General features: G+C 44.9%; 23 protein-coding genes. 11 read left to right on the plus strand and 12 right to left on the minus strand.

Going from position 1 to position 26453, the window contains the following annotated elements; genetic code table 11:
* Nucleotides 1-107 precede the first annotated feature (107 nt).
* Together AB4371_RS13220 and AB4371_RS13225 are read left to right on the plus strand one after the other, a co-directional pair.
* Nucleotides 108-554: an HI0074 family nucleotidyltransferase substrate-binding subunit gene (locus tag AB4371_RS13220; RefSeq protein WP_017093683.1), complete on the plus strand. Its 447-nt coding sequence runs from the start codon at nt 108-110 to the stop codon at nt 552-554.
* Nucleotides 544-867: a nucleotidyltransferase family protein gene (locus tag AB4371_RS13225; RefSeq protein ID WP_372051584.1), complete on the plus strand. Its 324-nt coding sequence runs from the start codon at nt 544-546 to the stop codon at nt 865-867. Before AB4371_RS13220 ends, AB4371_RS13225 begins: the two co-directional genes overlap by 11 nt.
* Nucleotides 868-882: 15 nt before the next feature.
* Here the strand turns inward: AB4371_RS13225 and AB4371_RS13230 are convergent, their stop codons facing one another.
* Nucleotides 883-1071, minus strand: coding sequence for a hypothetical protein (locus AB4371_RS13230; RefSeq protein WP_017071100.1), 189 nt, complete (start codon nt 1069-1071; stop codon nt 883-885).
* Between the two features lie 108 nt (nt 1072-1179).
* Nucleotides 1180-1665, minus strand: coding sequence for a methylated-DNA--[protein]-cysteine S-methyltransferase (locus AB4371_RS13235; protein WP_136975775.1), 486 nt, complete (start codon nt 1663-1665; stop codon nt 1180-1182).
* Nucleotides 1666-1820: 155 nt separating this feature from the next.
* Between AB4371_RS13235 and AB4371_RS13240 the strand changes: the two genes are divergently transcribed.
* Together AB4371_RS13240 and AB4371_RS13245 are read left to right on the plus strand one after the other, a co-directional pair.
* On the plus strand, nt 1821-2117 hold the full coding sequence (locus tag AB4371_RS13240) for a type II toxin-antitoxin system RelE/ParE family toxin (RefSeq protein WP_372150023.1): 297 nt from the start codon (nt 1821-1823) through the stop codon (nt 2115-2117).
* On the plus strand, nt 2117-2413 hold the full coding sequence (locus AB4371_RS13245; protein ID WP_017067998.1) for a HigA family addiction module antitoxin: 297 nt from the start codon (nt 2117-2119) through the stop codon (nt 2411-2413). Before AB4371_RS13240 ends, AB4371_RS13245 begins: the two co-directional genes overlap by 1 nt.
* Nucleotides 2414-2475: 62 nt before the next feature.
* Here the strand turns inward: AB4371_RS13245 and AB4371_RS13250 are convergent, their stop codons facing one another.
* Complete coding sequence (locus AB4371_RS13250; RefSeq protein WP_017067999.1) at nt 2476-3825, minus strand: MATE family efflux transporter; 1350 nt, start codon at nt 3823-3825, stop codon at nt 2476-2478.
* Between the two features lie 218 nt (nt 3826-4043).
* On the opposite strand from AB4371_RS13250, the gene AB4371_RS13255 reads away from it, so the two are divergent.
* Together AB4371_RS13255 and groL are read left to right on the plus strand one after the other, a co-directional pair.
* On the plus strand, nt 4044-4334 hold the full coding sequence (locus tag AB4371_RS13255) for a co-chaperone GroES (protein ID WP_010433998.1): 291 nt from the start codon (nt 4044-4046) through the stop codon (nt 4332-4334).
* Nucleotides 4335-4540: 206 nt separating this feature from the next.
* A complete protein-coding gene (gene groL, locus AB4371_RS13260; RefSeq protein WP_017061290.1) occupies nt 4541-6187 on the plus strand; it encodes a chaperonin GroEL in 1647 nt (548 codons plus the stop codon).
* A gap of 154 nt (nt 6188-6341) precedes the next feature.
* Here groL and AB4371_RS13265 read toward each other — a convergent pair whose 3' ends face one another.
* Nucleotides 6342-8636 carry an ATP-binding protein gene (locus AB4371_RS13265; RefSeq protein ID WP_372150025.1) on the minus strand — a complete coding sequence of 765 codons (2295 nt, stop codon included), beginning with the start codon at nt 8634-8636 and terminating at the stop codon, nt 6342-6344.
* Between the two features lie 570 nt (nt 8637-9206).
* Between AB4371_RS13265 and AB4371_RS13270 the strand changes: the two genes are divergently transcribed.
* Nucleotides 9207-9764 (plus strand): VC2662 family protein, encoded by a 558-nt coding sequence (locus tag AB4371_RS13270; RefSeq protein ID WP_017061293.1) that lies wholly within the window; start codon nt 9207-9209, stop codon nt 9762-9764.
* Between the two features lie 192 nt (nt 9765-9956).
* A complete protein-coding gene (locus AB4371_RS13275; RefSeq protein WP_372150028.1) occupies nt 9957-11435 on the plus strand; it encodes a diguanylate cyclase in 1479 nt (492 codons plus the stop codon).
* A gap of 65 nt (nt 11436-11500) precedes the next feature.
* Here the strand turns inward: AB4371_RS13275 and AB4371_RS13280 are convergent, their stop codons facing one another.
* From AB4371_RS13280 to epmB, 3 genes are all read right to left on the minus strand, one after another.
* On the minus strand, nt 11501-11989 hold the full coding sequence (locus tag AB4371_RS13280) for an MgtC/SapB family protein (RefSeq protein WP_004733333.1): 489 nt from the start codon (nt 11987-11989) through the stop codon (nt 11501-11503).
* A 105-nt stretch (nt 11990-12094) separates the two neighbouring features.
* Entirely contained in the window at nt 12095-12640 is a 546-nt protein-coding gene (locus tag AB4371_RS13285) for a prepilin-type N-terminal cleavage/methylation domain-containing protein (protein ID WP_136977157.1), read from the minus strand.
* Between the two features lie 13 nt (nt 12641-12653).
* Entirely contained in the window at nt 12654-13676 is a 1023-nt protein-coding gene (gene epmB / locus AB4371_RS13290; protein WP_372150032.1) for an EF-P beta-lysylation protein EpmB, read from the minus strand.
* A 33-nt stretch (nt 13677-13709) separates the two neighbouring features.
* Here epmB and efp point away from each other — a divergent pair, with 33 nt between their 5' ends.
* Together efp and AB4371_RS13300 are read left to right on the plus strand one after the other, a co-directional pair.
* Nucleotides 13710-14276, plus strand: coding sequence for an elongation factor P (gene efp / locus AB4371_RS13295; protein ID WP_017067165.1), 567 nt, complete (start codon nt 13710-13712; stop codon nt 14274-14276).
* A gap of 416 nt (nt 14277-14692) precedes the next feature.
* Nucleotides 14693-20509 carry a hypothetical protein gene (locus AB4371_RS13300; protein ID WP_372130580.1) on the plus strand — a complete coding sequence of 1939 codons (5817 nt, stop codon included), beginning with the start codon at nt 14693-14695 and terminating at the stop codon, nt 20507-20509.
* Nucleotides 20510-20583: 74 nt separating this feature from the next.
* On the opposite strand, the gene frdD is transcribed toward AB4371_RS13300, so the two are convergent.
* From frdD to frdA, 4 genes are read right to left on the minus strand one after another with little or no spacing between them, the layout of a single operon-like run.
* Nucleotides 20584-20970, minus strand: coding sequence for a fumarate reductase subunit FrdD (gene frdD, locus AB4371_RS13305; RefSeq protein ID WP_065584500.1), 387 nt, complete (start codon nt 20968-20970; stop codon nt 20584-20586).
* A 12-nt stretch (nt 20971-20982) separates the two neighbouring features.
* Nucleotides 20983-21366 (minus strand): fumarate reductase subunit FrdC, encoded by a 384-nt coding sequence (frdC, locus tag AB4371_RS13310; protein WP_017061300.1) that lies wholly within the window; start codon nt 21364-21366, stop codon nt 20983-20985.
* Between the two features lies 1 nt (nt 21367).
* Nucleotides 21368-22132 (minus strand): succinate dehydrogenase/fumarate reductase iron-sulfur subunit, encoded by a 765-nt coding sequence (locus tag AB4371_RS13315; protein WP_009847917.1) that lies wholly within the window; start codon nt 22130-22132, stop codon nt 21368-21370.
* Nucleotides 22132-23955, minus strand: coding sequence for a fumarate reductase (quinol) flavoprotein subunit (gene frdA, locus AB4371_RS13320; protein ID WP_102363352.1), 1824 nt, complete (start codon nt 23953-23955; stop codon nt 22132-22134). Before frdA ends, AB4371_RS13315 begins: the two co-directional genes overlap by 1 nt.
* A gap of 451 nt (nt 23956-24406) precedes the next feature.
* On the opposite strand from frdA, the gene epmA reads away from it, so the two are divergent.
* Nucleotides 24407-25378, plus strand: a complete 972-nt coding sequence (gene epmA / locus AB4371_RS13325) for an elongation factor P--(R)-beta-lysine ligase (protein WP_102332661.1) — start codon at nt 24407-24409, stop codon at nt 25376-25378.
* Nucleotides 25379-25463: 85 nt separating this feature from the next.
* Here the strand turns inward: epmA and AB4371_RS13330 are convergent, their stop codons facing one another.
* On the minus strand, nt 25464-26351 hold the full coding sequence (locus AB4371_RS13330) for a DMT family transporter (protein ID WP_017071213.1): 888 nt from the start codon (nt 26349-26351) through the stop codon (nt 25464-25466).
* Between the last annotated feature and the right edge of the window lie 102 nt (nt 26352-26453).

The following is a 26453-nucleotide window of genomic DNA, read 5'->3' on the forward strand; positions in this document are numbered from 1 at the left end:
GAAAAGAACGGCCTTGATGAATATCGAAAGAGTGACATTTCTTGAATGATTAGGTAGCTTAAGGCTCATACTATACTTGTCTTTTACCTTATATTTAGGCTGTTTATATGAACTCAAACCCAGACCGTTGGAAGCAACGACTGCAAAACTTAATGAAAGCGCAGCAAAGGCTTGAGAGAGCGTGCTCACAAGATAGCTACAATGAGTTAGAGCTCGCTGGGTTAGTACAAACTTTTGAATTTTCTTTCGAACTGACATGGAAGACCCTTAAAGACTTACTTGAGTTTGAAGGGTTTGATGTGGCTTCGCCGAGGAGCGTTTTTCGTACGGCCTTAGAAGCTAAGCACCTGTCTTCGGAGCAGTGTGAGATTATGCTTGAAGCACTCATAAAACGAAATTTATTGTCCCACACCTATGATGAGGAAAATGTCCTTGAAGCTCAGTCACTGATCTTAGAGTCATTTTCACCAGTGATAGGGCAAGTCACACTCTATTTAAAGCTTAAATGTGATCAAGAGGGTCAATGCGAACAAGAGGTTAAATGTGATCGATAGTTATTTGGGTAAACCAGACTCGGTCGGCCTTAAGCCTCATCAGTATCAGTTGATTGAAGATATTGTTTTGAGTCATGCCGCAGTCATTCATGCCTGGGTATTCGGTTCTAGAGCCCTTGGAACTTATAAAGATAACTCCGACATCGATATTGTTATCGAGGGGCATGGGATTTCGTTAAGTGTCGTCGCAGGCTTGCAAGATCGTTTAGAACAGTCGTCGCTTCCATTCAAGGTTGACTTGCTCGTTAAGCATAGAATTACATCAAGCGAGTTACTTGCCCATATTGACACTTATGGGATTAAACTAAAGTAACCGAACGTATTATTATCAGCGTAACGGTGATGTTGATTCTTGAACCGATTGTTTACGTTTTGCCAGTTTATCTCGAATCTGAGTACCTGAATTGACTCGGCCATGTTTTTTATCATCAATAGAAAACGATAATAGTTTCATTAGCGCTATAGCTCCATCTCTACGCTTTCGATCTTCATAAGATTCAATCGTATCAGTGGACATTACCATCACCTCTTTGTATGAAATTTTAAATATAGACTATATGTTGTCTGGTGATAATGGCGCTTCTTGATGGTGAAACTTTATATTATTGATCTAGCGAGGTAAGGCTTATTGCGTTCTATCTACAACCGAACGCTCAAAATCCAGTAACCACTCTTTGCGGTTCATGCCGCCGGTGTAGCCGGTTAATGTGCCATTTGCGCCGATGACTCGATGGCAAGGTACAACAATACTAAATGGGTTCTTGCCATTTGCACCACCCACAGCTCTTACTGCTTTTGGGTTGTCCATTCTCTTTGCTTGTTCACCGTAACTGATGGTTTCGCCATAAGGAATGGTTGTTAAAGCCTGCCAAGCTACTTTTTGAAACTCAGTGCCTTTTATCGCTCTTAATGGCAAATCGAATTCTATTCGTTGACCTGCGAAGTACTCATCTAACTGTTTCGCTGCCAGTTGGCAAAGGTCATCTGGATTGCTAGTCATTAGCTCTTCGTGATTTACATGGTCAATTTCAATAAGCGACACACCATTGCTCACAATGATCATCTTGCCAATTGGTGCGTCATAAAGCATTTTGTAAGTGGTGTCTTCCATGTCATCTTCCTTCTTTTAGTCTTTTTCTGCTCTCAAGCTCTTCGAATCTCGTATCTGTTTTTGAGGCTCTTCGCATCCCGTTTACCCGAATCTCGCATCTGCTCTTAAGCTGCTTGAAATTTGATTCATGATGCGCAACACGCTACACTCTCTGTATGATTAAAACATTCAAGCATAAAGGTCTCAAAAAGTTTTTTGAGACTGGCAGTAAAGCCGGTATTCAAGCTAAGCATGAGCATGAGCATGAGCATGAGCATAAGCTTAGGATGCAGTTGGCAGCTATAGATACTGCAACCATTATTGATGATGTTGATCTACCTGGCTTTAAGCTTCACCCATTAAAAGGGGATAGAGATGGTATTTGGTCAATCACAGTAAATGGTAATTGGCGTATTACTTTCGAATTTATTGATGGTAATGCCTATATTTTAAATTATGAGGATTATCACTAATGAGTATGCACAACCCTCCTCACCCAGGTGAGTTTATTTATGACCTATATATGGAACCGTTTGGTTATAGCTGTCGTTTTGTTGCAAAGCAGCTTGATGTATCCCCTTCTACGCTGAATCGTGTTCTTAAAGGCCAAAGTGCAGTTTCTCCTGAAATGGCTTTACGTCTTTCTAAGTCACTGGGTAGAACCCCGGAGAGTTGGTTAACAATGCAGGATCACTATGATCTGTGGCAAGCAAAACAGAACGTTAATCTAGCGAAGGTAAATACGATCAACTTTGCTCTAGCGACATAAATATAACGAAGATGGACTAAGCGCTGCGTAGTCAGCGTTTGTCTTTCAGTTTTTGGTTTGTACTATCCCTCTTCGTATCCCGCATCTGCTTTAGCCCTCACACGAAGTGCAAAGCAATACCCTGAAATACCACCCATGATGTTCCCCAAGGCTAAACCAATAAACAACCCTTCGACACCATCAATTTGGCTGCCTATCCACGCAAAGGGCAAGGTAAACACAAACAAACGCATGAAGCTCCATTGAAAGGCTTTGAGTGGTTGATGCATGGCATTCATTCCACTGATCAGCATCATCACAATACCTTGGAATCCATAGCTAAAGGGGACGACCAACAAGTAATGCCACAAAATGCCTCGTACGGATTCTTCTTGAGAGAACAGGGCAGCTAAGGGGATGCTCAACGGCACCATCATTAAGAAAATCAAACCTTGGAACATCACAGCAAAACGCATACTGAGAAACAATGCCTTAAAGCTGCGTTGAGAGTTGTTTGCGCCAAAGTTCTGCGCCATGAAAGGCGTAAGGGCTGAAGTCAGAGACATCAACACAATGATAAGAATGGATTCAATACGCTGAGCAGCACCATAAGCAGCAACGGCTTCGGTTCCCTGTTTGGCCAACATCATCATTATGATGGCACCCGCTAATGGATTGAGCGCATTGGACAGTGCCGCAGGAGTGCCGATAGTCAGTATTTGATACCAATCGCTAAGGATGTTTTTGATATTCGGTAAAGCCAGAAGCTTTTCTCGTTTAATCAAGATGTACAGCGAGCAACACAAAGCGCCAAACCAACTGAAACCACTTGCAATTGCAGCACCTTGAATCCCTAGTTCAGGGAAGGGGCCGTATCCAAAAATAAGCAAAGGGTCGAGAACGCCGTTGATTAACCCTGCCAGCATCATGATTTTAGCAGGCGTTTTGGTATCGCCACTGGCACGAATAGCGCTGTTGCCTGCCATTGGGATCACTAATAGGGGAATGGTGATATACCAGATCAGCATGTACTCAGAGATCAGAGGCAGTAACTCCGCTTCGGCACCCAATAAAGTAAATAAGGGGTCGAGTGAGATAATGCCAACAGCGGAAGCGCAGCAGACCAGAAGTAGCGCGAGTAATAATCCATGGCAGGTAAAGCGTGCTGCATTTTGTGCGCTGCCTTGGCCAAGCAATCGACCGATACATGTCGATAAGCCAATACCAATCCCCATGGTGATGCAGTTGATGGCAAAGGTGACTGGAAAGGTAAAACTCACTGCTGCAAGTGCTTGTGTGCCGAGCAGTGAGATAAAGAAGGTATCGACCAAGTTAAACATCAAGATCGCCACCATACCGAATATGGTCGGTATGGTCATGGTACGCAATGTACTCTCAATTGGGGCAGTTAATAGCCCGTGCTTATCTTGCATGCAAAACGCCGATAGAAACCAAAAGCGTAGGATAAACAGATGCGGGATACGAGTAAACGAAAAGCAGGGAAAGATGAGGGGTGAGAATCTGCACTTTAGCTCACAATTTTTTCGTTCCCCCCTTGGGATCTTTCACATCGCCCCCAACATATTGTTTGACCCACGCTAATCGTGGCAACTATCAAAATTTAAATGGAAATTATCAGGAGATAAGACCGATGAATATCCGTCCTCTACATGACCGAGTTATCGTTGAGCGCCAAGAAGTTGAATCTAAATCTGCTGGTGGCATCGTTCTAACTGGTTCTGCCGCAGAAAAATCGACTCGCGGTATCATTCTAGCTGTCGGCAAAGGCCGCATTCTAGAAAACGGTTCAGTGCAACCGTTGGACGTAAAAGTTGGCGATACCGTTATCTTTGCTGAAGGTTACGGCACGAAAACTGAAAAAATCGACGGCAAAGAAGTTCTGATTATGTCTGAAAACGACATCATGGCGATCGTCGAGTAATCTATTTTTCATTTAACTCTCAGTAAAAGTTATCAGAGCCAGTATTGGATGATTCATATCGTCATTCCAGAAATGAGGAACGAATTATCTGGAATCTAAACAGAGTGCGATTTGAGTAGATTCTGAATCACGTTCGTCCCTCACTGTTCAGAATGACGCGATAACGCTGAGACGCCCCGAAACAAAGAATTTGAAAGGAAATTAAGATGGCTGCTAAAGACGTTAAATTTGGTAATGACGCACGTATTAAAATGCTAGAAGGTGTAAACGTTCTGGCTGACGCAGTAAAAGTAACACTAGGTCCTAAAGGCCGTAACGTTGTTTTAGACAAATCATTTGGCGCACCAACGATCACTAAAGATGGTGTTTCAGTTGCACGTGAAATCGAACTTGAAGACAAGTTCCAAAACATGGGCGCGCAAATGGTTAAAGAAGTGGCTTCGCAAGCGAATGACGCGGCGGGCGACGGTACGACTACAGCAACAGTTCTTGCTCAAGCAATCATCACTGAAGGCTTAAAAGCCGTTGCTGCTGGCATGAATCCAATGGATCTTAAGCGCGGTATCGACAAAGCAGTTATCGCTGCAGTTGAAGAGCTAAAAGGCCTTTCTGTTCCATGTGCAGATACAAAAGCTATCGCGCAAGTAGGTACTATCTCTGCGAACTCTGATTCGACAGTAGGTAACATCATTGCTGAAGCGATGGAAAAAGTAGGTCGTGATGGCGTAATCACGGTTGAAGAAGGTCAGGCTCTACAAGACGAGCTAGACGTAGTTGAAGGTATGCAGTTCGACCGTGGTTACCTATCTCCTTACTTCATCAACAACCAAGAAGCGGGTTCTGTTGATCTAGAAAGCCCATTCATTCTTCTTATCGACAAGAAAGTTTCGAACATCCGTGAACTTCTTCCGACTCTAGAAGCAGTTGCTAAGGCATCTCGTCCACTTCTTATCATCGCTGAAGATGTAGAAGGCGAAGCGCTTGCAACTCTAGTTGTGAACAACATGCGTGGCATCGTTAAAGTGGCTGCTGTTAAAGCGCCTGGTTTCGGTGACCGTCGTAAGTCTATGCTGCAAGACATCGCTATCCTAACTGGCGGTACGGTTATCTCTGAAGAGATCGGCCTAGACCTAGAGAAAGTAACGCTAGAAGACCTAGGTCAAGCTAAGCGTGTAACTATCACTAAAGAAAACTCAACCATCATCGATGGCGCGGGCGAAGAAACAATGATCCAAGGTCGTGTTTCTCAAATCCGTCAACAAATCGAAGATGCAACGTCTGACTACGACAAAGAGAAACTTCAAGAGCGCGTAGCTAAGCTAGCTGGCGGTGTTGCAGTAATCAAAGTAGGCGCTGCAACTGAAGTTGAGATGAAAGAGAAGAAAGACCGCGTTGAAGATGCACTTCACGCAACTCGCGCTGCCGTTGAAGAGGGTGTGGTTGCTGGTGGTGGTGTTGCACTTATCCGCGCTGCATCTAAAGTTGCTGGCCTTGAAGGTGACAACGAAGAGCAAAACGTCGGTATCCGTGTTGCACTACGTGCAATGGAAGCGCCTATCCGTCAAATCACGAAGAACGCAGGTGATGAAGAATCTGTTGTTGCTAACAACGTTCGTGCTGGCGAAGGTAACTACGGTTACAACGCGGCGACTGGCGAATACGGCGACATGATTGCAATGGGTATCCTAGATCCAACTAAGGTAACTCGCTCTGCACTTCAGTTCGCAGCGTCAGTTGCTGGTCTTATGATCACAACAGAAGCGATGATCACTGATAAGCCACAAGATTCTGGCCCTGCAATGCCTGATATGGGTGGCATGGGCGGTATGGGTGGTATGGGTGGCATGATGTAATCATCCCCCTTTCTCTATAGCAGAGAAAGTCACACATAAGCTTTAGAAAACGGAGACTTCGGTCTCCGTTTTTTTTGCTCTTAAAGTCTTATTTATTCGCATCCCGTATCTGTATCTCAGCTTCACCATCACTCTTTTTTCCAAAGCTCCTTGGTCAGCCTGCCTTGTGCGTAAACTGTTGTTCATCAATTTTTTGCAGCATCATGTCACGCTTAAATGGTTTTGGAAGATAATCGTTCATTCCACACTCGAAGCAATGTTTAATATCATCATCGAGCACGGATGCCGTTAAAGCGAGGATATGTGTTGCCTGAAGTTGCAGATTTTCTTCATAGCGCCTGATTCGCTCTGTTGCCTCAAAGCCATCTACATTCGGCATCATGCAGTCCATCAAGATAAGGCCGATGTCTTGATGATGCTCTTTATATAAATCAATCGCTTCTTGTCCATCATTGGCAACCCAATATTCAATCCCTAACTTATCTAAATTGATACATACCACCTTCTGGTTTACGCGGTTATCTTCAACTACGAGGACTTTTTGACGTACAGTCGCTTCTATCGGCTCAGGTTGATGTTGAGGGGGTTGTGGCTGTGACCTTTCAAGCACGGAGTTCAACATGCTACTTAAGCGGGAACCGAGCATAGGAAGAGTCACATAGCCTGAGATAAAATGACACTCACTCATAGGATCACTAAGATTATCTTTCACTATGATGATTTTCACCTCTGGTGCTAAGCGATGCAGTGTTTTGGCTTGGTTAATATCTTCCATCAAAGCGATCTCTGGGAGGTCAGTTGCCGCCAAGTTTGTTTCGATTGATTTTAGTTGTGGTGAGTAACCAAGGCGGAACAAGTCATCGAGTAAAAGTTTCGATGGCGCATCTGAATAATAGACAACGGTTTGTTTACGATTTTTATGTTCAGAATGATCTGATGGCACTACGGTTAATTGGAAATGAAAGCAACTGCCCACGTCTTTCTCTGACTCAACGTTTATCGAGCCTCCCATCATTTCCACCATACGTGACGAAATACTAAGCCCTAATCCGGTCCCCGCAATATTGGAGGTGATGTTGGTATCTTCTTGGCAAAACGCTTTGAAAATGTGCTCTTGTTGGTCTGCTGCGATACCAATACCCGTATCTCGAACAGAAAACTCGACCACACACTCTGTTTCCAATGATGGAAGCCGTTTAGCGGTGAATACGATAGAGCCTTGTTCTGTAAATTTGATCGCATTTGAGGCTAAATTCATCAACACTTGGCGAATTTTATTCCCATCAACATGAATGTACTCTGGGAGCTCGCCATCAATTTCAACTTCCAACTTAATCTGCTTTTGATAAGCTTTAGAAGAAATCAGAGTCACGCTATCAAACAGCAGCTCTCTTAAGTCTGTCGTATGTGGATTAATTTCCAGTTTACCCGATTCAATTTTGGACAGATCGAGAACATCGTTGATCAACATAAGTAAGGTTTGAGAAGAGGTATAGATAGTCCCAAGGCAGTCTTTCTGTTCTGCGGATAGTTTGGTTTCTGCCAGTATTTCTGACATACCAATCACGCCATTAAGCGGTGTCCGTATCTCATGAGACATATTGGCAAGAAAGGCACTTTTTGCACGGTTTGCTTGTCGTGCTTTCTCTTGTGAAACAATCAATTGAGTTTCAAGTTGACTGGCACGCCACACAACATAAAGCAGCACCAGTAACGTCACCCCTCCTAATGCGGCTGTCGATAAGTAGCTGTACGACTTTATCTGCGTCAGGCTCTCTGCGATCTGCTTGGGTGTTTCGGTGAAAAGTAAGTTGAGCTCATCTTCAACATGATAAATACTGCTGGTGAGTTCTCCTTTGAGGCCGCTATCAGAGCTGTACCCGACACTCTTTAACCCTCGCTGCAATCGCCAAAAGTGGCGTTTAAAATTATTAAACGAAGCTAATGCACTGATCGTTCGGGAATTCTGTTCTATTTCATCTTGGATTTTGAACAATGAATCGACAATCTTATCTAATGTTGTCTGATCAAAATCGGTAAAGAACTGATACATGAGATCTTGTGTTTCTAAAGTCAATTCTTCAAGCTGCACATTATTGGATTCATGTACGAAGCGCTCAAGTGTCAACGCTGCATTTTTTAGTTTCTCAATGAGCCCAATTTGGTCCCTCTTGCCATGTATGCTGACTAACTCAAGGGCTAATAATGTAAAGGCGGTGTGGTACTCGTCGAGATACTCGACAACTTTGGCATAATTAAAAGAAATATTGAGGTCGCTTCGTACGATTTTCCCATCGATCTCAGCCAGCTTTTCGATCAGCTGACTTCGCTTTATATTGAGTTGTTCTTGAATCTCTGGTTGCCTTGTGGAAACAAACTGCTGCTCTTGTCGTCTGACAGAGAGCATAACGCTATAAGCTTCAGAAAGACTGAGCTGGAGATTAATCATGTCCTGCTCTTTGTTCTTCAGAGCATGGCTAACATAGATATAGAGGCCTAAAAATAACACGATAGCCAAAAAACCACGCGAAATAATTGCTTTAATGGTCTGTTTATTCGTAGGTTCCTTAACCATGCTATTCCCACTGTTTCATATCGTTCTATTCCTATATTAGAATTTAGTTTATTTTCAGAATTTTACGAACATTAGTTTTTGAATACCTGAGGTCTGTTGAGCTTTTATCAATAAATTTTTTAGGATGACATCGCTTTAGATGCGGCAATAAGTGTGTGGGCTATTATAAGCTTGTGAAACATGTTGATTTTCTCGCCTAGATTTTTGTTTGGAATAATAAGCGTTAGAGCGGAGGTTTCGGTCTCTGTTTTTTTTGCTTTTCGCATCTCGTTCACTCGAATCCCGCATCTGCTCTTAACCATTGCTCTTTATGATTTAGCGGCTTATATTCAACAGTACAGTTATTACATTGATTTAACATGGGTAGCTGTTGAATAAAGGACAATAAATGCTTGATTAAAAATGGATTAATCAAGTTAACAATAAGTCAGTGGAGACTCCCCAATGAAAAAACTACTTTCAGTACTTGCTGTGTCTGCAGCAGTAATGGCACCGGCGGCATTTGCCTCTTCGCCTGTTATGTTTTCAACGATCAATGGCTTCAACGCACCTGACTCAGATGCTGTTGGCGGTGTGCGCTTGGCTTTACTTCACGGACAAGTGAACGACCTTAAAGGTCTTGATCTTGCTGTTGTTGGTATGTCTGAGACGCAAACGACCACAGGTGTGAACCTGGGTATTTTGGGTGCATCAAAAGTGAACCAAGAAATGACCGGTGCATCTCTAGGTTTCTTCAACTGGAACACGGGTAAAACAACGGGTGTTAACCTTGGTGCTGTGAACATTACTAATGATGTGAAAGGCGCGAACGTGAGTTTCGTCAACTACTCAGAAGGTAACACTATGGTTGATGTTGGCGCTGCGAACCTTTCAGAAGTGTCTACGGTTCAGGTTGGTATCTTCAACAAAACCAACAAAATCGAAGGCGTACAAGTTGGTCTGATCAACTGTGCTGACAACGGTTTCTTCCCGTGCTTCCCGATTGTAAACTTTGCTAAGTAAGGCTTAGTGTTACTATAGTGATTCATAGCGCCTAAGTGCATCTGACTTAGGCGTTATTGCAACTCAACATTTTCTTATAGATATCCAAACGCCCCTCCAAAATAGATAAGCATATTGTTTTATATTTTCTATTGCAGTATTTTTACTTATGAGTACAATGTGCGATAAATCCCTAATGATGATTTATATGCTTTGATTAACCACCATACCGTCGATTTTAAAAAGGCTTTCTTAGGCCTGACCGCCAGTTTTTTAGTAGTTTTGAGCTTGTTGCTCGTTGATTCAGCGGAAGAATCAGATAAACAGTATGGAATGGAAAACCAAGGCGTAACACGCTCTTTAGCGGAGCTCACACAGATCATAAATGCGCTTGAGTACAACATCACTGCGCTTTATCCACTGCATGGGGATACCTACGTATTCTCGCATGACAAAAAGATCGAGGGTGAGACGTGTTACTTCACCAGTGAGGAGCAACATGCCCCTCGTTTTGATTTTATGTTCTCTGGCCCTCGCGAGATGTGCAACCCGGAATCGGAACTTTATACCGAAGCGGGCAAGCGCCTGTTCATCGCGCCGACCATGGCTTATTTTGCCAATACCATTGATACTATCTCTGCGATTTATTTCATTTCAAAAGAGAAATTCATTATCTCTTCGCCTTCTGATTTTGCCAGTTACATTAAGGGCGACACCTTTGATTCGGTTGTGAATAGCAGGCCTTATTGGGTGAACACGATTCGCTTTGGCTTAGCTCAAGGGCAAGACCAAGTGGTGTATACCGGCCAATATGATGACTACCTGACAGGTCAGAAAGTGGTGACCTTAACCAAAGGAATCTACGTTAATGGTGAGTTTAAAGGGGTGTTGGGTGTCGATGGCTATGTCTCGAACCTAGTATCGAACCCTACCCATGGCTATAAAGTCACCAGTACTCGAGGCGCAAACAAATACGGGTTTATGGATTTTACGTATTCCAAGCCTCTGTATGTTGATGACATTAACACCCAGCTATATCTGAGTATTGAAGAAGATAAGAGCGAGCACTTTCTGCATATCTTGGAAATGGAGAAGATTCAGCTTTCGATACTGTTGGTTTTGTATCTGCTCTCGGTTTTATGGCTATGGCGCTTCTATACAAGACAAGAGCACCAGCGTTTAAATGAGCTAGCAATGCGCGACCCATTAACGGGCTTGCTGAATCGACGTGGTTTTGAAGCTCGATTACTGGCTCAGGATGAGCAGCCGATTATTGGTGTTGGTGTGTTTGATATCGATGATTTTAAAGTGGTTAATGATCAGTATGGCCATAAAGTGGGGGACGAGGTGATTTGCCATGTTGCTCGGTTGATGCTGAACAGCGTTAGACAGCAAGATATCGTGGCTCGATTTGGTGGCGAAGAGTTTGTTGTCGCGATTACGGGTGAATCGTCTGAGTTGCTTTCATCGATCTTTGAGCGAATTCAAAACGACATTAGCCTACAGAGTTATCGATGCCCTACGGGTGACAAGATTAGTATCTCAGTGTCTGGTGGCGCGACGCTTTACTCTTTGTATAAGTTCGACAGTGTCGGGCACTTGTGGGAGAACCAGAGCATTCGTTCGTCTGATGAGCAGCTTTATAAGGCCAAGGCTGCAGGTAAGAACCAGGTGTGTATTCAGGTGTATTAATTAGTTGGATACACAAAGACCTAGTCGTGTGACTAGGCCTTTTTAATGTCTGTTTCAGGTTGAGGTTACTTCTTCACGCGGCCTTTTCTCATCCACTTCTGATGCACACCACGGCGTAGGCTCTGGAAGCTATTTTCCACTTTGTCGACACCAAGTAGGATAACCAGCGCCATTAGCGTGATGATGACCGATTGGGAAAGATGCCCTAGTGCGATCATCATACCTAATGCTGCGAGTACCCAGATAATTGCGGCTGAAGTCACGCCATGAATCTTGCCATCCAGTGTCATCATTACACCAGCCCCAAGAAATCCAACACCCGTAATTATCTGACCAAGCACACGAGCTTGATCGAGTGTGTTGGGGGATAGGCTGATCGCCATGGTGAGGAAGAAATAGGTACCACTGATGATCAGAATCGACGTTCGGATTCCGACGGGTTTACCGCGTGTTTGCCTTTCGATTCCGATTAAAGAACCACACAGCATGCATGCAGCGAGGCCTGCCCAGCTAAAGGGGGCAAGGTTGAGAGTTTGTTCTATAAATTGTGACATATCACCCCTCCTAAAAATTTAGAATAGAGCCGAGTATGCTAATAATAGACCGGACGATCGAACAAAAACTTTTTGTCTTAACGATTGATAAAGATTACTTAAAACCTAGCAGCCGCTTGTTGTTAAGGTGAAGGCTGGTGTCGTGGTCTCTGTCGCTTCTTGGTACTCAAGGTAGCAGTTATCAGCCTGTTTTTTTCGGCTAGAAGGCGCATAAAGAATAATGCCATCATTCGCATCTGTGTTGGTAAAGAACCAGTCAGCTCGACCCGTATCCCAAACAGCATCTAGAAAGGTTGATTCGATGAGCTGTGACCAAGTTTGATCGTTCATCGCTGCAGGATAACCATAGACCACTGAGATATTGTCACCCTCAACATTAATCGATGCGCTAGCTGCTTTATCTAAGCCCAATGCTGATGTCTTACCATAAAGCATAGCACTTGCGCCCTCCATTCCGCCTTTAAGGCCGTTTAATGTCGAGATACGAGCATCGCTTTGAAGGTTGAGGAACTTAGAAGCTGCAGTGACCGACACAATACCTAGAATCACGATCACCACGACCAGCTCGATGATGGTGAAACCTCTTGAGCTGAACCTAAGCGCTGGTTGAGATGTGGTTGCTGGTGGAGCAACTGAGGTATTGTGTTTCATTGATACAACTTCTCTATTCAATGTGTAGGTCGAGCGGTGTCTTGCTGCTGCGTCCGCCAATTTCACGGGTTAACTTAGGTACTAGGTAGCCAGAAACCTCAGAGATTAATCCTTTAAAGTGATGCTTCGCCTCTTCATCTGAAATATAGAAGTGCGCTGCGCCCTGAACCTTATCAAGTACATGCATATAGTAAGGTAAAATACCGGCGTCGAATAGCTTTTCGCTTAATTCTTTCAATGAGTTAGCGCTGTTGTTTACGCCTTTAAGCATCACGCCTTGGTTGAGCAGAGTAGCACCACTTAACTTAAGCTTGTGGAAAGCTTGTTTGAGCTCTAAGTTAATTTCGTTGGCATGGTTAATATGGCTCACCATCACCACATTAAGGCGAGTTTGAGCTAACAATTGGCATAGTTCATCCGTTACTCGAGCGGGAATCACAACCGGTAATCGGCTATGAATTCGAACTGTTTTCACATGTGGAATTTGTGCGATAGCATGAATTAGCCACTCTAGTTCGCTGTCTTTTGCCATCAGTGGATCGCCACCCGACAAGATAACTTCGTTGATCTCTGGGTGAGCCGCCACATAGTCGAGACTGGTTTGCCAAACCCACTTCGAGCCCTTGTTATCTTGGTAAGGGAAGTGACGACGGAAGCAGTAGCGGCAGTTAATCGCACAACCGCCTTTCACAATCATCAGTGCACGGTTCTTGTATTTGTGCAGTAGCCCAGGAATGGCGTTGTCTTGCTCTTCCAGTGGATCAGCGGAATAGCCTTGGTGTACCTCAAACTCTTCGCTTAGCGGTAAAATTTGTCGTAGCAATGGATCGTGTGGGTTGCCTTTTTCCATTCGTTCGACAAAGCTAAGAGGTATCCGAAGTGCAAATAACTCACGAGCAGCGAAGCCTGCTTGCCACGGTGTTGGGTCTATTTCCAATGCCTCAAGCAGTTTTGTCGGGTCAGAGATCGCATTCGATAGTTGTTTGAGCCAGTTTTGCTCAACAGATTCGACTTTTCGGGTTATGATATGCGGCATTGAAATTAACTCAAAGATGTGGAAGAGAAAATCATGGCGTCAGTAAGCACCAATGAATTCAAAGGCGGTTTAAAATTCATGATGGATAACGAGCCTTGCTCAATTATCGAAAATGAATACGTTAAGCCAGGTAAAGGCCAAGCGTTTAACCGTGTTAAACTTCGTAAACTGCTGTCAGGCAAAGTGTTAGAGAAAACATTTAAGTCAGGCGATACAGTAGAACTAGCGGACGTTGTAGACGTTGAACTAGGCTACCTATACAGCGATGGCGAATTCTACCACTTCATGAACAACGAAACATTCGAGCAAATCGCTGCTGATGCAAAAGCAGTAGGCGAGACTTCTAAATGGTTAGTTGAAAACGACGTATGTACTCTAACGTTGTGGAATGATAACCCTATCACAGTAACTCCACCAAACTTTGTTGAGATCGCAGTAACAGAAACCGATCCTGGCCTTAAAGGCGACACACAAGGTACTGGCGGTAAGCCTGCAACTCTAGCAACTGGCGCGGTAGTTCGCGTACCTCTATTCATCGCTATCGGTGAAGTTGTTAAAGTTGATACTCGTACTGGCGAATACGTTGGTCGTGTGAAGTAATTGACTTCAAGTATCTGAAAAAGGTCGCTTAGGCGGCCTTTTTTGTATCTGGAGATCGGGGAAAAGCAGAAGAGCAGACACGCGTAAACGAGATTCGGGATACGAAGAGCTTGAAAATCAAGAGTGAGTAAGCCAGATGCGATTCACAATGGTCACAAGGTTACATTGTGTGACCAGCATCATATTTTGGTTGTATTCTGGATGAAAATCAAAAATTTTATCTAACTTATAGATTTACAAGGTGTTTTTGGCGTTTATATATCGCAACAAAAATATCTCAATACAATATGTGGCTGTTTAGTATTGATTTTGTGAATGTGTGTGGTGGGAAGGGAAGCTGATTACAATATTGTTAGAATGAGTAGAGTCTACTAGCTTTATACGCGATGTTATTAAGCAACTATGTGGATATTAATATGAGACTTAATGCAATTACGTTGGCTCTTGGTTTGGTTAGTATCGTCGGGCTTTCAGGATGTGATGACGATGATACAACCGTGTCAACCACGACTCCGAGTGAGACTCCCTCGACTCCCAGCTCCCCAGCTGAAACGACTAAATACAGTGTGACTGCAATTGATGGTTATTTACGTCATGCTCGAATTTGGTTAGACCTTAACGGTAACTACGTCTTAGACGACGGTGAGCCTAATGCTATTTCTGGTGATGGCGGAGTTGCAGATTTAGACGTCACCGATGTCGACAACCCTGAACAGTACCCTGTCGTTGTGCAAGCGATCTCCGGGCAGACGATTGATGAAGATGAACCTGATGTTACGGTGTCTGACGACTATATTATGTCAGCCCCTCCAGGTGAAAAAGATGTCACCCCTTTGAGTACGCTAGTTCACGTATTGATCGAGCAAAACACTACAGATTCTGACGATGCTGCTGCGGTTGAAGCAGCAAAGCAAGCTGCCATTCAGCAAGTCGCTGATCAGCTAGGCTTAGATGAAGATGAAATCTTAGGTGATTTTGTTGAGTCAGGTGTTGAGGCTGCCGCTTATGCCGCTGAAAACTTGGTTGATTCAAATGTTTTGCCTTCATCTCCTCAAGAGTTGCAAGAAGTTGCTGAAAGTGAAGATAAAGGGACTAAGTTTATCTCTGTGACTGCATCTGTGAATAATGAAATCAAAAAGAAAATTGAAGAAGTTGCAGGTGATAGCGATAAGACATTTGATAATGTTGGTGGTGCGACAGAGGGTGTCGATTTTTCTAATGACACAGATGATGACGGCGTCCCCAATGACTTAGATGACTTTCCGAATGATCCCGATGAAAGTCTGGACTCCGATGGTGATGAGATCGGTAATAATGCCGACCTAAATGATGATACGGTGGACGGAGAAGATGACATCTACCCTGATGCCAATGATGCGTTTCCAACGGATCGTTCTCGTGCTGGTGACCATGATTCGGATGGGGTAGACAGTATTGATGATGTCTTCCCACAAGATCCAACTGAGTGGGCTGATAATGACTCTGATGGCTATGGTGACAATCAAGATGTATTTGATAATGACCCAACCGAATGGGCAGATACGGACGGTGATGGTGTTGGTAATAATGCCGATAAATTCCCATCGGATCCCAACGAGTCCTTAGATACGGACGGTGATGGCGTTGGTAATAATGCCGATGAATTCCCAACCGATGCGACCGAATGGGCAGATACGGATGATGATGGCTTAGGCGATAACGAGGATGACCCGTATCCAAACGATACGGATAACGACAGTTACAACAATGATGTTGATGAATTCCCAACCGATGCGACCGAATGGGTCGATGTGGACGGTGATGGCGTTGGTAATAATGCCGATGTTCATCCAGAGGATGGAAATAAGTCAATTGCTGATGTTGTGGCCAATGTTAGTGCAACTGATGTAGCAGTTTTAAACATAACAGATCGCGATATCATTACACTGGATATTGAGGTCGAAGAAATGGTTGAGACACTGAATAGCGGAGAGATTGTTACCACCATAACTACTCAATATATCACTGCTGATGACGTGGTATATGGCACGACACAAAGTGTCGATCACCTGTTAAATGATGACTTTACTCGTATCCAGACCTTTGCGTACGACTATAACCTCGATGGTACTGCACGTTACGAAGGCATGTCTCTTGAAATTGGTACTAGAACCGAAACAAGCGAGACGTATTGGCGCTATATCGATGAGGGTGATGCATCTCTTGAGGGCGGTTTCGGCGGTAATGGTCGTGTCTATGAACAAGGCGTAGCCTTAACATCTAGAGTTCACCCAAATGACTTATCTCAAATAGATACAATACATAGTGTATCAGTGGAATTTGAGGACGTCGCAGAGGGCGTTCAAGCGGTCGAAACGTTAACCGAATACACGGTAAATGGCTTTGATATCGACGATGTTCAAACCCATCAAGCTCAATGGGCTCAGACTTTAACCACTGTAACGCAGGATTACGTGCAGAGTTTCGTGGAGTCTAAGCAGGACTGGGGTGCAGACGGTTACATCAATGTTGAACTTCGATTTAATAATATCCCTGATGGTAGCTATGTCTACGAATATTCGACACCAATATGGGCAAACCCACAAGATGGTGAATTCCATGAGTACGCAGACTTTAACTTTAATGATGGCAAATGGGACGATCTTACAGCGTACTGGAATTACTACCGCAAAGAGGTACTGATTAATGGTGATGTTCTTGAAAGTGGAGAGCGTTCGGTTCTAGACGAGGAAACGAACACATTACTCATTGTCGATGGTGATCCAATCAATACCTTATTCCAAGAGTGGAATGCCGTCTCTCGCTCTGTTAGTGATGTGGAAGAAAATAAACACATAGAGTGGCAGCACTACCCATTAACTGATTATTCATTTACGACTGACACAGATAACGTCGGACAGGCCTATCGCGTTTACCAGAAACAATCTAATGGCCTTTGGGTTGCTACCTCATTTGATGAGTGGGGAACACAAGCGGTTGTGGATCTACCACAACAGGTAGAGGATGCCCGTGTTGCTGGCACAGAGTTGGAGCTTATTGATGACCAAATCATTCCAGGCCTGAGCCGATACGCTACGCTGTTACCTACAAGCAGTTTCCAATACGATGACAATGGGCCAATTCAATGGCACGTCGTAACACAAGACTATCTGTTCACTGATACTGGTATTCCAACACTGGTTACACTGGATCTTGGTGATAGTGGTGTGGTTCCTGGTTCGTTTACCGGAGTGAATGATGTTGATATGGTGCTTATGGTTCCGGTCGTCGATAATCCTTGGTCTTGGTACGATGCCTACTATCGTAGGGGCATAGATACATGGGGCATGGATCTAACAGAAGGAGACTTTAGTTGGAACAATAGCCTAGGAATGTTCTTCTTAAACGAGACAGCAGCTCAAGACTATCTTACACAGGTTCTAAACCAAGATAGTGACGACGATGGCTTTAAAGACTACGAGGATGCTTTCCCTAATGATCCAAATGAATGGGATGATAGTGATGGTGACTATGTTGGCGACAATAGCGATGCCTTCCCTTATGACTCATTAGAGTGGGCGGATTCTGATAGTGATGGTTTAGGCGATAACCATGAGAATGCAACCGAAGGTTTAGATCCGAATAATGCTGATTCAGATGAAGACGGCGTTTATGACGGTGAAGACCTTTATCCAACCGACCCAAATAAGTGGACTATTACCGCCCAAGAGTTTGCGGAGCAAGAGGGGACTCTTTACGGATTCTTCAGCGATTGGAGCGAACTATCGTTCGTAGATATTCTGTTTAAAGAAACCTTGAGTTATGGCGGTGATACGTTAACCCTTACGGAACTCATACAGTACCGTGGTGATCAATCCTTTATCCAGCTACCACTTGAAGCTGAGGGGGACGTACAGCTCACTGAAAACGGCTGGCAAACTCCGGTAGGTTATACGATAGACTTCTCTGGAGAGCAACTTATTGCCTATCCAGAAGACAATTCCAGTTTCTATTATTCAGTAGAATCAGAAGTGGTAAACCTATCGGGTATGGCATTGTATGAAGTCTACTTTGAGTGGTTCGACTTCATGGAAGAGGCGAGGTTCGCTGAAGGCTCACAAGCGGTAATGTTTACCTTCTCTCCAGCCGTAAACCAGTACTTCCTATGGGAGGGTGGTAGTCCGTACGTGAGGTTCTCTGACGTCGGTTATGATACGGATGGTAGCTCTATTACAAGTCTGGACGACATTATTGTGTCGCAGTCGGTCGGTGAGTCGGTTTCCACAGATCTTACTACCTCTGTTGGCCTCTATCTAGACTTTGATATCGAGTTAGTGAGTGATGGCACGGCGCATTATTACTTCTTTGATTGGGACGCAGGAACGGCAAGTCGCGTCGCTACTGCGGATTACTTACGTTACACATTACACGGTGAAGATATCGTCGAATTTACCGTACCAGTTGAGGCTATGCCCTACATGGGAGAGGGGGATACGCCTACCATGATCTTTAGCATGTACAATGGTGAACTTACGGTAGGTGAGATTGAGGCGCCAAGTGCTGAACCGTCGGACGATACTATGTACGCTTTCAATGGTATTGCCGCACAGTCTATAGAAGATGGTGTAGTGTTGAGCGATTACCTATTTACCTGCTACTTGGGTGATAGCGATGATCAGTCAAGCCCAATCATGGCTGACTATGAGCTTGCGATTACGGATTGTGGCGGTCGAACTCACATTACCAGCGAAATGGTCGAGGGTCTAAACTTCCAACGCGTTAAAGGCAATGGAAATACTCGTGACTACTTGTTCAATGCTGATGGCACAGTGCATGTATTGAAGGGAGAGGGCGGTAACTATACTGACGATTGGGTCATAGAAGATGGCTTGGTTAAGATCAGCTATTCTGATGAATCGGAGAGCTTCACGACTTACTGGGCACTGTTAGATTCGTTGGATGATACGTGGTCAATCAAGTTCTATGAGAACGAAGTTGTGGACGGTCAATCAAGTAGCTATATCTGGATGGATACTATTATTCAACAAGATCGTCCGATTGTGCTTGAAGAGTGCTACATCGGTGATGCAGAACCTGTTGAGGGGCAACCTATCCCGAGTATGAGTGACTACGAAACGGCGATCACGGATTGTGGCGGTCGAACTCACATTACCAGTGAGATGGTCGAGGGTCTAAACTTCCAACGCGTTAAAGGCAATGGAGATACTCGTGATTACTTGTTCAATGCTGATGGTACTGTACATGTATTGAAGAGTGAGGGTGGTGACTATATCGATGACTGGGCCATAGAAGATGGCTTTATTAAGGTTAGCTATTCTGATGAATCGGAGAGCTTCACGACTTACTGGGCGTTATTAGAGTCAATGGAGCAAACTTGGTCAATTAAGTTCTTCGAGGAAGAAACGTTAGGCGGTGTGACTGAAAGTTGGATATGGGCAGATACCGTGGTGCAACAAGATAGAAACGCTCTGCAGTTTGACCCGACTAACTTGGTATTGATGGAGTACGATGGTAACACCCTCTTTTTCCATGATAACGGCAGTATGAGCTATATCGGCAATGATGGCACTGAGACCTATGGGAACAGTTGGATGAAAACTTCAGCTAATACCATGATGATAACTTATGAAGATACCTCAACCGAGCAATGGGTACTTTTATCACAAACTGATGATGAATTAACTATCTCTAGGGATGGCTCAGAGGAGGTGCTTACAAATGTTACCTACGAGGGAACAGTAACGGTCTGTGAGGATGGTGATTCACCGTGGGATGATTTTACGGACCAACCCTCTGACTTTGGCACTCGTTCGGACTATGACAGCGCAGTCGCCAACTGTACCGTTGGTGGTGCTCAGTTTATAGAGTCTGATTTCACAGATAATGGCAGTGAAAGTTCTCGTTGGGAGCTCATCGATCTTTGGGAGATAAATGGCACCGTCATGGCTGTAGTTGAAGAAGAGGTTGTGTTCCATAGTAACGGTACTGGCTACTTTGACGATGATGAGGGATTGTTCGGGTTCGATTGGGTGATTTTGAATGGTGAGGTGACCTTAACCATAACCGAAGAGGAATTTATAGGAGCCAAAGACACCTGGAATAAGGTTGATCAAGATGGAGAGTATATTACGACTAAATCCTTCTGGAGCGATCCAACCTGGAGCAACCCTGCGCCGGCAGAGGGAGAAGCTGAGATATTCTCGGGTGTGATGCGATTTGTGGGGTTTGAATAGCCGTAACGCATAGACTTATCATCTAACATAGAATAAACGCCTAGGGTCAAACCTAGGCGTTTTCTATTTAACTGTTAAATCATAAAAATGAAGATAATAGACAGTGCGCTGATTAGGCCTGCAACGAAGTAGCAGCCCACTTTACCTGCAACGCCGACGTGGAACTTAAGGTCGTGCATGCCGTGGTGAAGGCGGTGCATTGCGTGCCACATTGGCAGTGCTAGCGTACCGATGATGAATAGCGCACCGATAATGCTGGTGGCAAATTCAGACACACGCTCGTAGCTCATTGCGTCCGCATCGATGATGCCCATTGGCACTAAGATACCTAACACTAGAACCGTGATTGGTGTGATCATCGCGAACCAAGTACCGCCAGCGCCAAATAGGCCCCACCAGATTGGCTCATCAGAGCGTTGTGGGTTGTGGTTAACAGGTTTTACTTTGTAATTTGTGTTCATAACGAAAGCTCCTTACACCACAACAAGAACGATTAAAGAAATAAAAGCCACCGCTGCCCACTGGGTCAGTACGATGATTTTTTTATCAACCAATTTGCCTTTAAGACGGATTGGCATTACTTGAGGCATCATGCTGAAGAAGGTTTGAGCGTGCAGCAAGCTGCCTAGCAGTGCCACGATGTTGATACCAACGACGATAGGGTTCGCCATAAAGCTCAACCAACCAGCCCACGCTTCAGGGCCTTTCACTAGTGCACCCAAACCGAAGGTTAGGAACAGAGTGAATAGAATCAAAGGCAGTACAGTCGCTTCACGTAGCATGTAGAAGCGGTAGAACGGATGGTTGCTCCACCACGTTCTCTTCATCTCACGAACATAAGGCTTACGATTGCTCATATTATGCCTCCTCTGCTGTTTTTACTTGCGATCCGTCTGGCTTGAACATCGAGATAACGAAGTCCATTGAAGACTCAACTTTACCTTGGTTTACTGCAGCCGCTGGGTCTACTTTCTTCGGACATACGTCAGAACAGTAACCTACAAACGTACAGCCCCAAGCGCCATTGTCGCCATTGATAAGCTTCATACGTTCAGCTTTACCATTGTCACGGCTATCTAGGTTGTATCGGTGAGCAAGAGCAAGTGCCGCAGGGCCGATGAACTCAGGGTTTAGACCAAACTGAGGACATGCTGCGTAACACAAACCACAGTTGATGCAGCCAGCGAACTGTTTGTATTTCGCCATTTGCTCTGGAGTTTGGATGTTTGTGCCGTCTTCTGGCTTACGGTCGTTACCGATGATGTAAGGCTTGATCGCTTCAAGGCGCTCGATGAACGGCGTCATGTCGACAATCAAATCTTTTTCGATTGGGAAGTTAGCCAAAGGCTCAATTTTGAAGCCGTTTGGATAATCACGTAAGAAGCTCTTACACGCCAGTTTTGGCACGCCATCAACCATGATGCCGCAAGAACCACAAATCGCCATACGACAAGACCAACGGTAAGACAGGTCTTTATCTAGGTTGTCTTTGATGTAACCGATCGCATCAAGTACTGACATGGTTTCATCAAACGGAACTTCAAAGGTTTGAAAGTGAGGTTCTGCATCGTGCTCAGGGTCATAACGCAGGATTTCAATTTTTTGGATTCGATTCGCTGACATTATGCTTGCTCCTCTTCGCTCTTCTTCGCATTCTCTTCTGCTGCTTTTTCAGCGGCAGCGGCTTTCTCAGCAGCTTCACCGTAAAGACGAGCTTTAGGTTGAGATTTAGTAATCTTAACGCCGCTGTAGTCGATGGTTGGTGCTGCATCTTCGTTGTAGAACGATAGAGAGTGTTTCAGGAAGTTCACGTCGTCACGTTCTGTGCAGTTGTCGTCTAGACGTTGGTGCGCACCGCGTGACTCTTTACGAAGAATAGCTGAGTGAACCATCGCTTCAGCAACTTCAAGACCGTAGCCGACTTCGATAGCGTAAAGTAGGTCCGTGTTGAACACTTGGCCTTTGTCTTTAATGCTGATCTTTTTGTAACGTGCTTTTAGCTCAGTGATTTTGTCGATGGTTTCTTGCATCAAGTCTTCTTGACGGTAGATACCACAACCCGCTTCCATGGTGTGACCCATTTCAGTGCGGATATCAGCCCAGTTCTCATCGCCTTCTTGGCTTAGCAGACCTGCGATGCGATCTTCAACCGCTTTCACTTGCTTCGCGATAGACTCTTCATTCCAGCCTTTGAATTCTGCTGCACGTTTCACGGCTTGTTCACCCGCTACGCGACCAAATACAACGAACTCAGCCAGAGAGTTAGAACCTAGGCGGTTTGCACCGTGCAGGCCAACTGAAGCACATTCACCAACGGCGAATAGGCCTTTAATGCGAGTTTCACAGGTACCGTTAGTTTCAATACCACCCATGGTGTAGTGAACGGTTGGACGAATTGGGATTGGCTCTTTTGCTGGGTCGACGTTTACGTACGCTTTTGCAAGCTCACAGATGAACGGAAGACGCTCTTGCAGGTACTCTTCACCAAGGTGGCGAAGGTCAAGGTGTACGACATCACCAAGTGGGTGCTTGATGGTGTTGCCTTTCTGCTGCTCGTGCCAGAATGCTTGAGAAACTTTGTCACGAGGACCCAGTTCCATGTATTTGTTTTTCGGCTCGCCCACTGGAGTTTCAGGGCCCATGCCGTAATCTTGCAGGTAACGGTAGCCGTTCTTGTTGACGATGATACCGCCTTCACCACGACAACCTTCGGTCATCAAGATGCCAGTGCCCGGTAGGCCTGTTGGGTGGTATTGAACGAACTCCATATCACGCAGTGGTACACCGTGGCGATAAGCCATTGCCATACCGTCGCCAGTTACGATGCCGCCGTTGGTATTACAGTGGTAAACACGACCTGCGCCACCGGTTGCTAGAACAACAGATTTTGCTTTGATGGTAACAAGCTCACCTTCAGACATGTGAATCGCGATTAGGCCTTGTACTTCGCCATCTTCAACGAGCAAATCCACCACAAAGTACTCATCAAATCGTTTGATTGTGTCGTACTTCATCGAAGTCTGGAACAGAGTATGAAGCATGTGGAAGCCGGTTTTATCCGCTGCGAACCACGTTCTCTCTACCTTCATACCGCCGAATCGGCGTACGTTTACTTCACCGTTTTCTTTACGACTCCATGGGCAGCCCCATTGTTCCATTTGGATCATTTCGCGAGTCGAGTTTTCAACAAAGTATTCAACAACATCCTGTTCACATAGCCAGTCGCCACCGCCAACAGTATCGTTGAAGTGGTTATCTAGGCTATCTTCGTCTTTAATTACCGCTGCTGAACCGCCTTCTGCCGCTACCGTGTGCGAACGCATTGGGTAAACTTTAGAAATCAGTGCTACTTCCAGTTCAGGATTAGCTTCAGCCGCAGCAATAGCTGTACGAAGACCAGCGCCGCCTGCGCCGATGACTGCGATATCTGTGGTAATTGTCTTCACAGTTATTCTCCAGTGTGATGCGGAGTATTCCGCTTGTTATTATAAAAAGCCTATTTAGGAGGTTCTAAATTGTAGGAACCATTTAGCACCCCTAAGCCTTAAGTGGTAGGTTCAGTGTAAGAGAGGAAGGTATTCGAAAAGTTGATGCATTTGGGTTTTTAGGTCGGTAATGCATATGGAGGCATAGAAATTATAGGTTATGTGACTGCAATCACGGCAATGAATCGTTGATAACGATTAACCCACAGGACGGGTGTTAACGGCTTGTTGAGTATGATTTTTGTTATCAATGTTGATGTGAGATATGTATTGATAATTGTATTGTAGAACGTAATTTTCTGGCTTCATTAAAACAACATTTTGCTTTCACGAATAGAAAGATAGAAGCTTACAAAAGCGATGAAAGGTGGTAATTTTCGTCGCCTAGAATTCAGTAATATGGAACTCAATAATGCACTCTACATGGCAACCGGCCGCAACCATTAAACAGTTAAAGCAACGTGCTGATATCCTTAATCAAATTCGTCAGTTCTTTGCTGAGCGAAACGTGATGGAAGTGGATACGCCTGCGATGAGCCACGCCACGGTGACGGACGTGCATTTGCATACTTTCAAAACTGAATTCGTAGGGCCGGGTTATGCGCACGGTCAGCCTCTGTTCTTTATGACTAGCCCTGAGTTTCATATGAAACGTCTATTAGCGGCGGGCAGTGGCTGTATTTACCAAATTTGTAAGTCTTTCCGTAACGAAGAAAATGGCCGTTACCACAACCCTGAGTTCACCATGTTGGAGTGGTATCGCGTTGGCTTTGATCACCATGACCTGATGGATGAAATGGATTTGCTGTTACAGCAGGTACTTAAATCGGGCTCAGCAGAGCGAATGACTTACCAACAAGCCTTTATTGACGTGTTAGGTGTGTGTCCCCTGGAAGATTCGATGGCTACGCTAAAGCAAGCCGCAGCAAAACTTGGGCTCAGCGATATAGCTGACCCTGAAGAAGATCGTGATACCTTGCTGCAGTTGCTGTTTAGTATTGGGGTTGAAGCCAAAATAGGGCAACAAGTCCCTGCGTTTGTTTATGACTTTCCGGCTTCACAAGCGGCATTAGCCAAGATTAACCCTGAGGACCCGCGAGTGGCGGATCGCTTTGAGGTGTACTTTAAAGGGATTGAATTGGCAAACGGCTTCCATGAATTAGATAAGCCACAAGAGCAGCTCAAGCGCTTTGAAGATGACAATGCCAAACGTATTGAGATGGGCTTATCGCCTCAACCGATTGACCATCACTTGATTGAGGCATTAAAAGCGGGCTTACCAGACTGTGCGGGTGTTGCTTTAGGTATTGATCGTCTGATCATGCTGGCGTTAGGTTATGACCACATCGATGACGTGACGGCTTTTCCTTTCCCACGTTCTTAACTTTTTGCTTTTGTTTTTACTGAGAGTGAATAGTCATTAGCTATTCACTCTCAGTTTCCAATCAGCTGCCAATTAACTTCACTAGCTAGCTGACTAGAATACCAGTGCCCACTACGGCAACAATGGCACCGATCCAAGCGTAGGCATTTGGTCTCTGTTTGGTGTACAGCCAAAGTATTGGTAACAACATGATAGGTGTGGTTGAAGACAACAGAGCAACCATGCCGACATTTCCTTCTTGCAGTGCATACAAGATCAGCGTCATTCCCACCGCCATAGCAAGAAAGCCGTTCACTGCGGTAATCGCGAATATTTGACCATTCATCGGGTTAATTGCGCGTGAGAGCTTAGCGCCAGTTAGACGAAATGCGGAGTGAGCAACAAAAGCGGTAATCATACGAATCGCTGAAGCGGCAACAGGGTCTATGCTGGTTTGCATCACGGGTTTTGCAATAATACCGCCCAAGGCTTGGCAAATAGCGGCAGTGATTCCGAGAGCTACACCAATCCACACGGTGCCCTTGATGGTTTCGAGTTGGTTGTTGGCTTGTCCTCGACGACCAAAGAATATCGCGGTTAATACACCACTGAACACCAAAGCCGAGCCAATCAGCTCCACCGAAGTCATGCTTTCGCTAAATAGGAAGTAACCAAGAATTGCCGAGAACACGGCGTGACAAGAGAACAGCAAACCTGCTTGGCGCGGTCCCATTCTGTTCAAACAAGCAAATAGGGCGGTATCACCAATGAAGATGCCAATTAGCCCAGACAGCATCATCGGCGTGACTAGGTCTGCTTCGACCGTTGACCAGCCACCAGTAAACCAAGCCATGCTCGATAAGATGATAGCAGTGCAACCCATGCGCCAACGGCTATAGGCGAAAGAACCTAAGTGTTGAGCAGGCTTTACTGACATCAGGCTCGCGATAGCCCAAAGAAAAGCGGCAGCAAGAGCCAACCATTCGAATCCCATCTGAATAACATCCTTGTGTCTGGGATAAATTAGCTCATCAATATGCATTAAACCGGACTGAGAACAAAGTGATTCTTGTGAAAAGAGTCACTTTGTTTCAGT

The organism is Vibrio sp. 10N.261.51.A3 (genome assembly GCF_041471965.1).
Lineage (GTDB): Bacteria > Pseudomonadota > Gammaproteobacteria > Enterobacterales > Vibrionaceae > Vibrio > Vibrio crassostreae_C.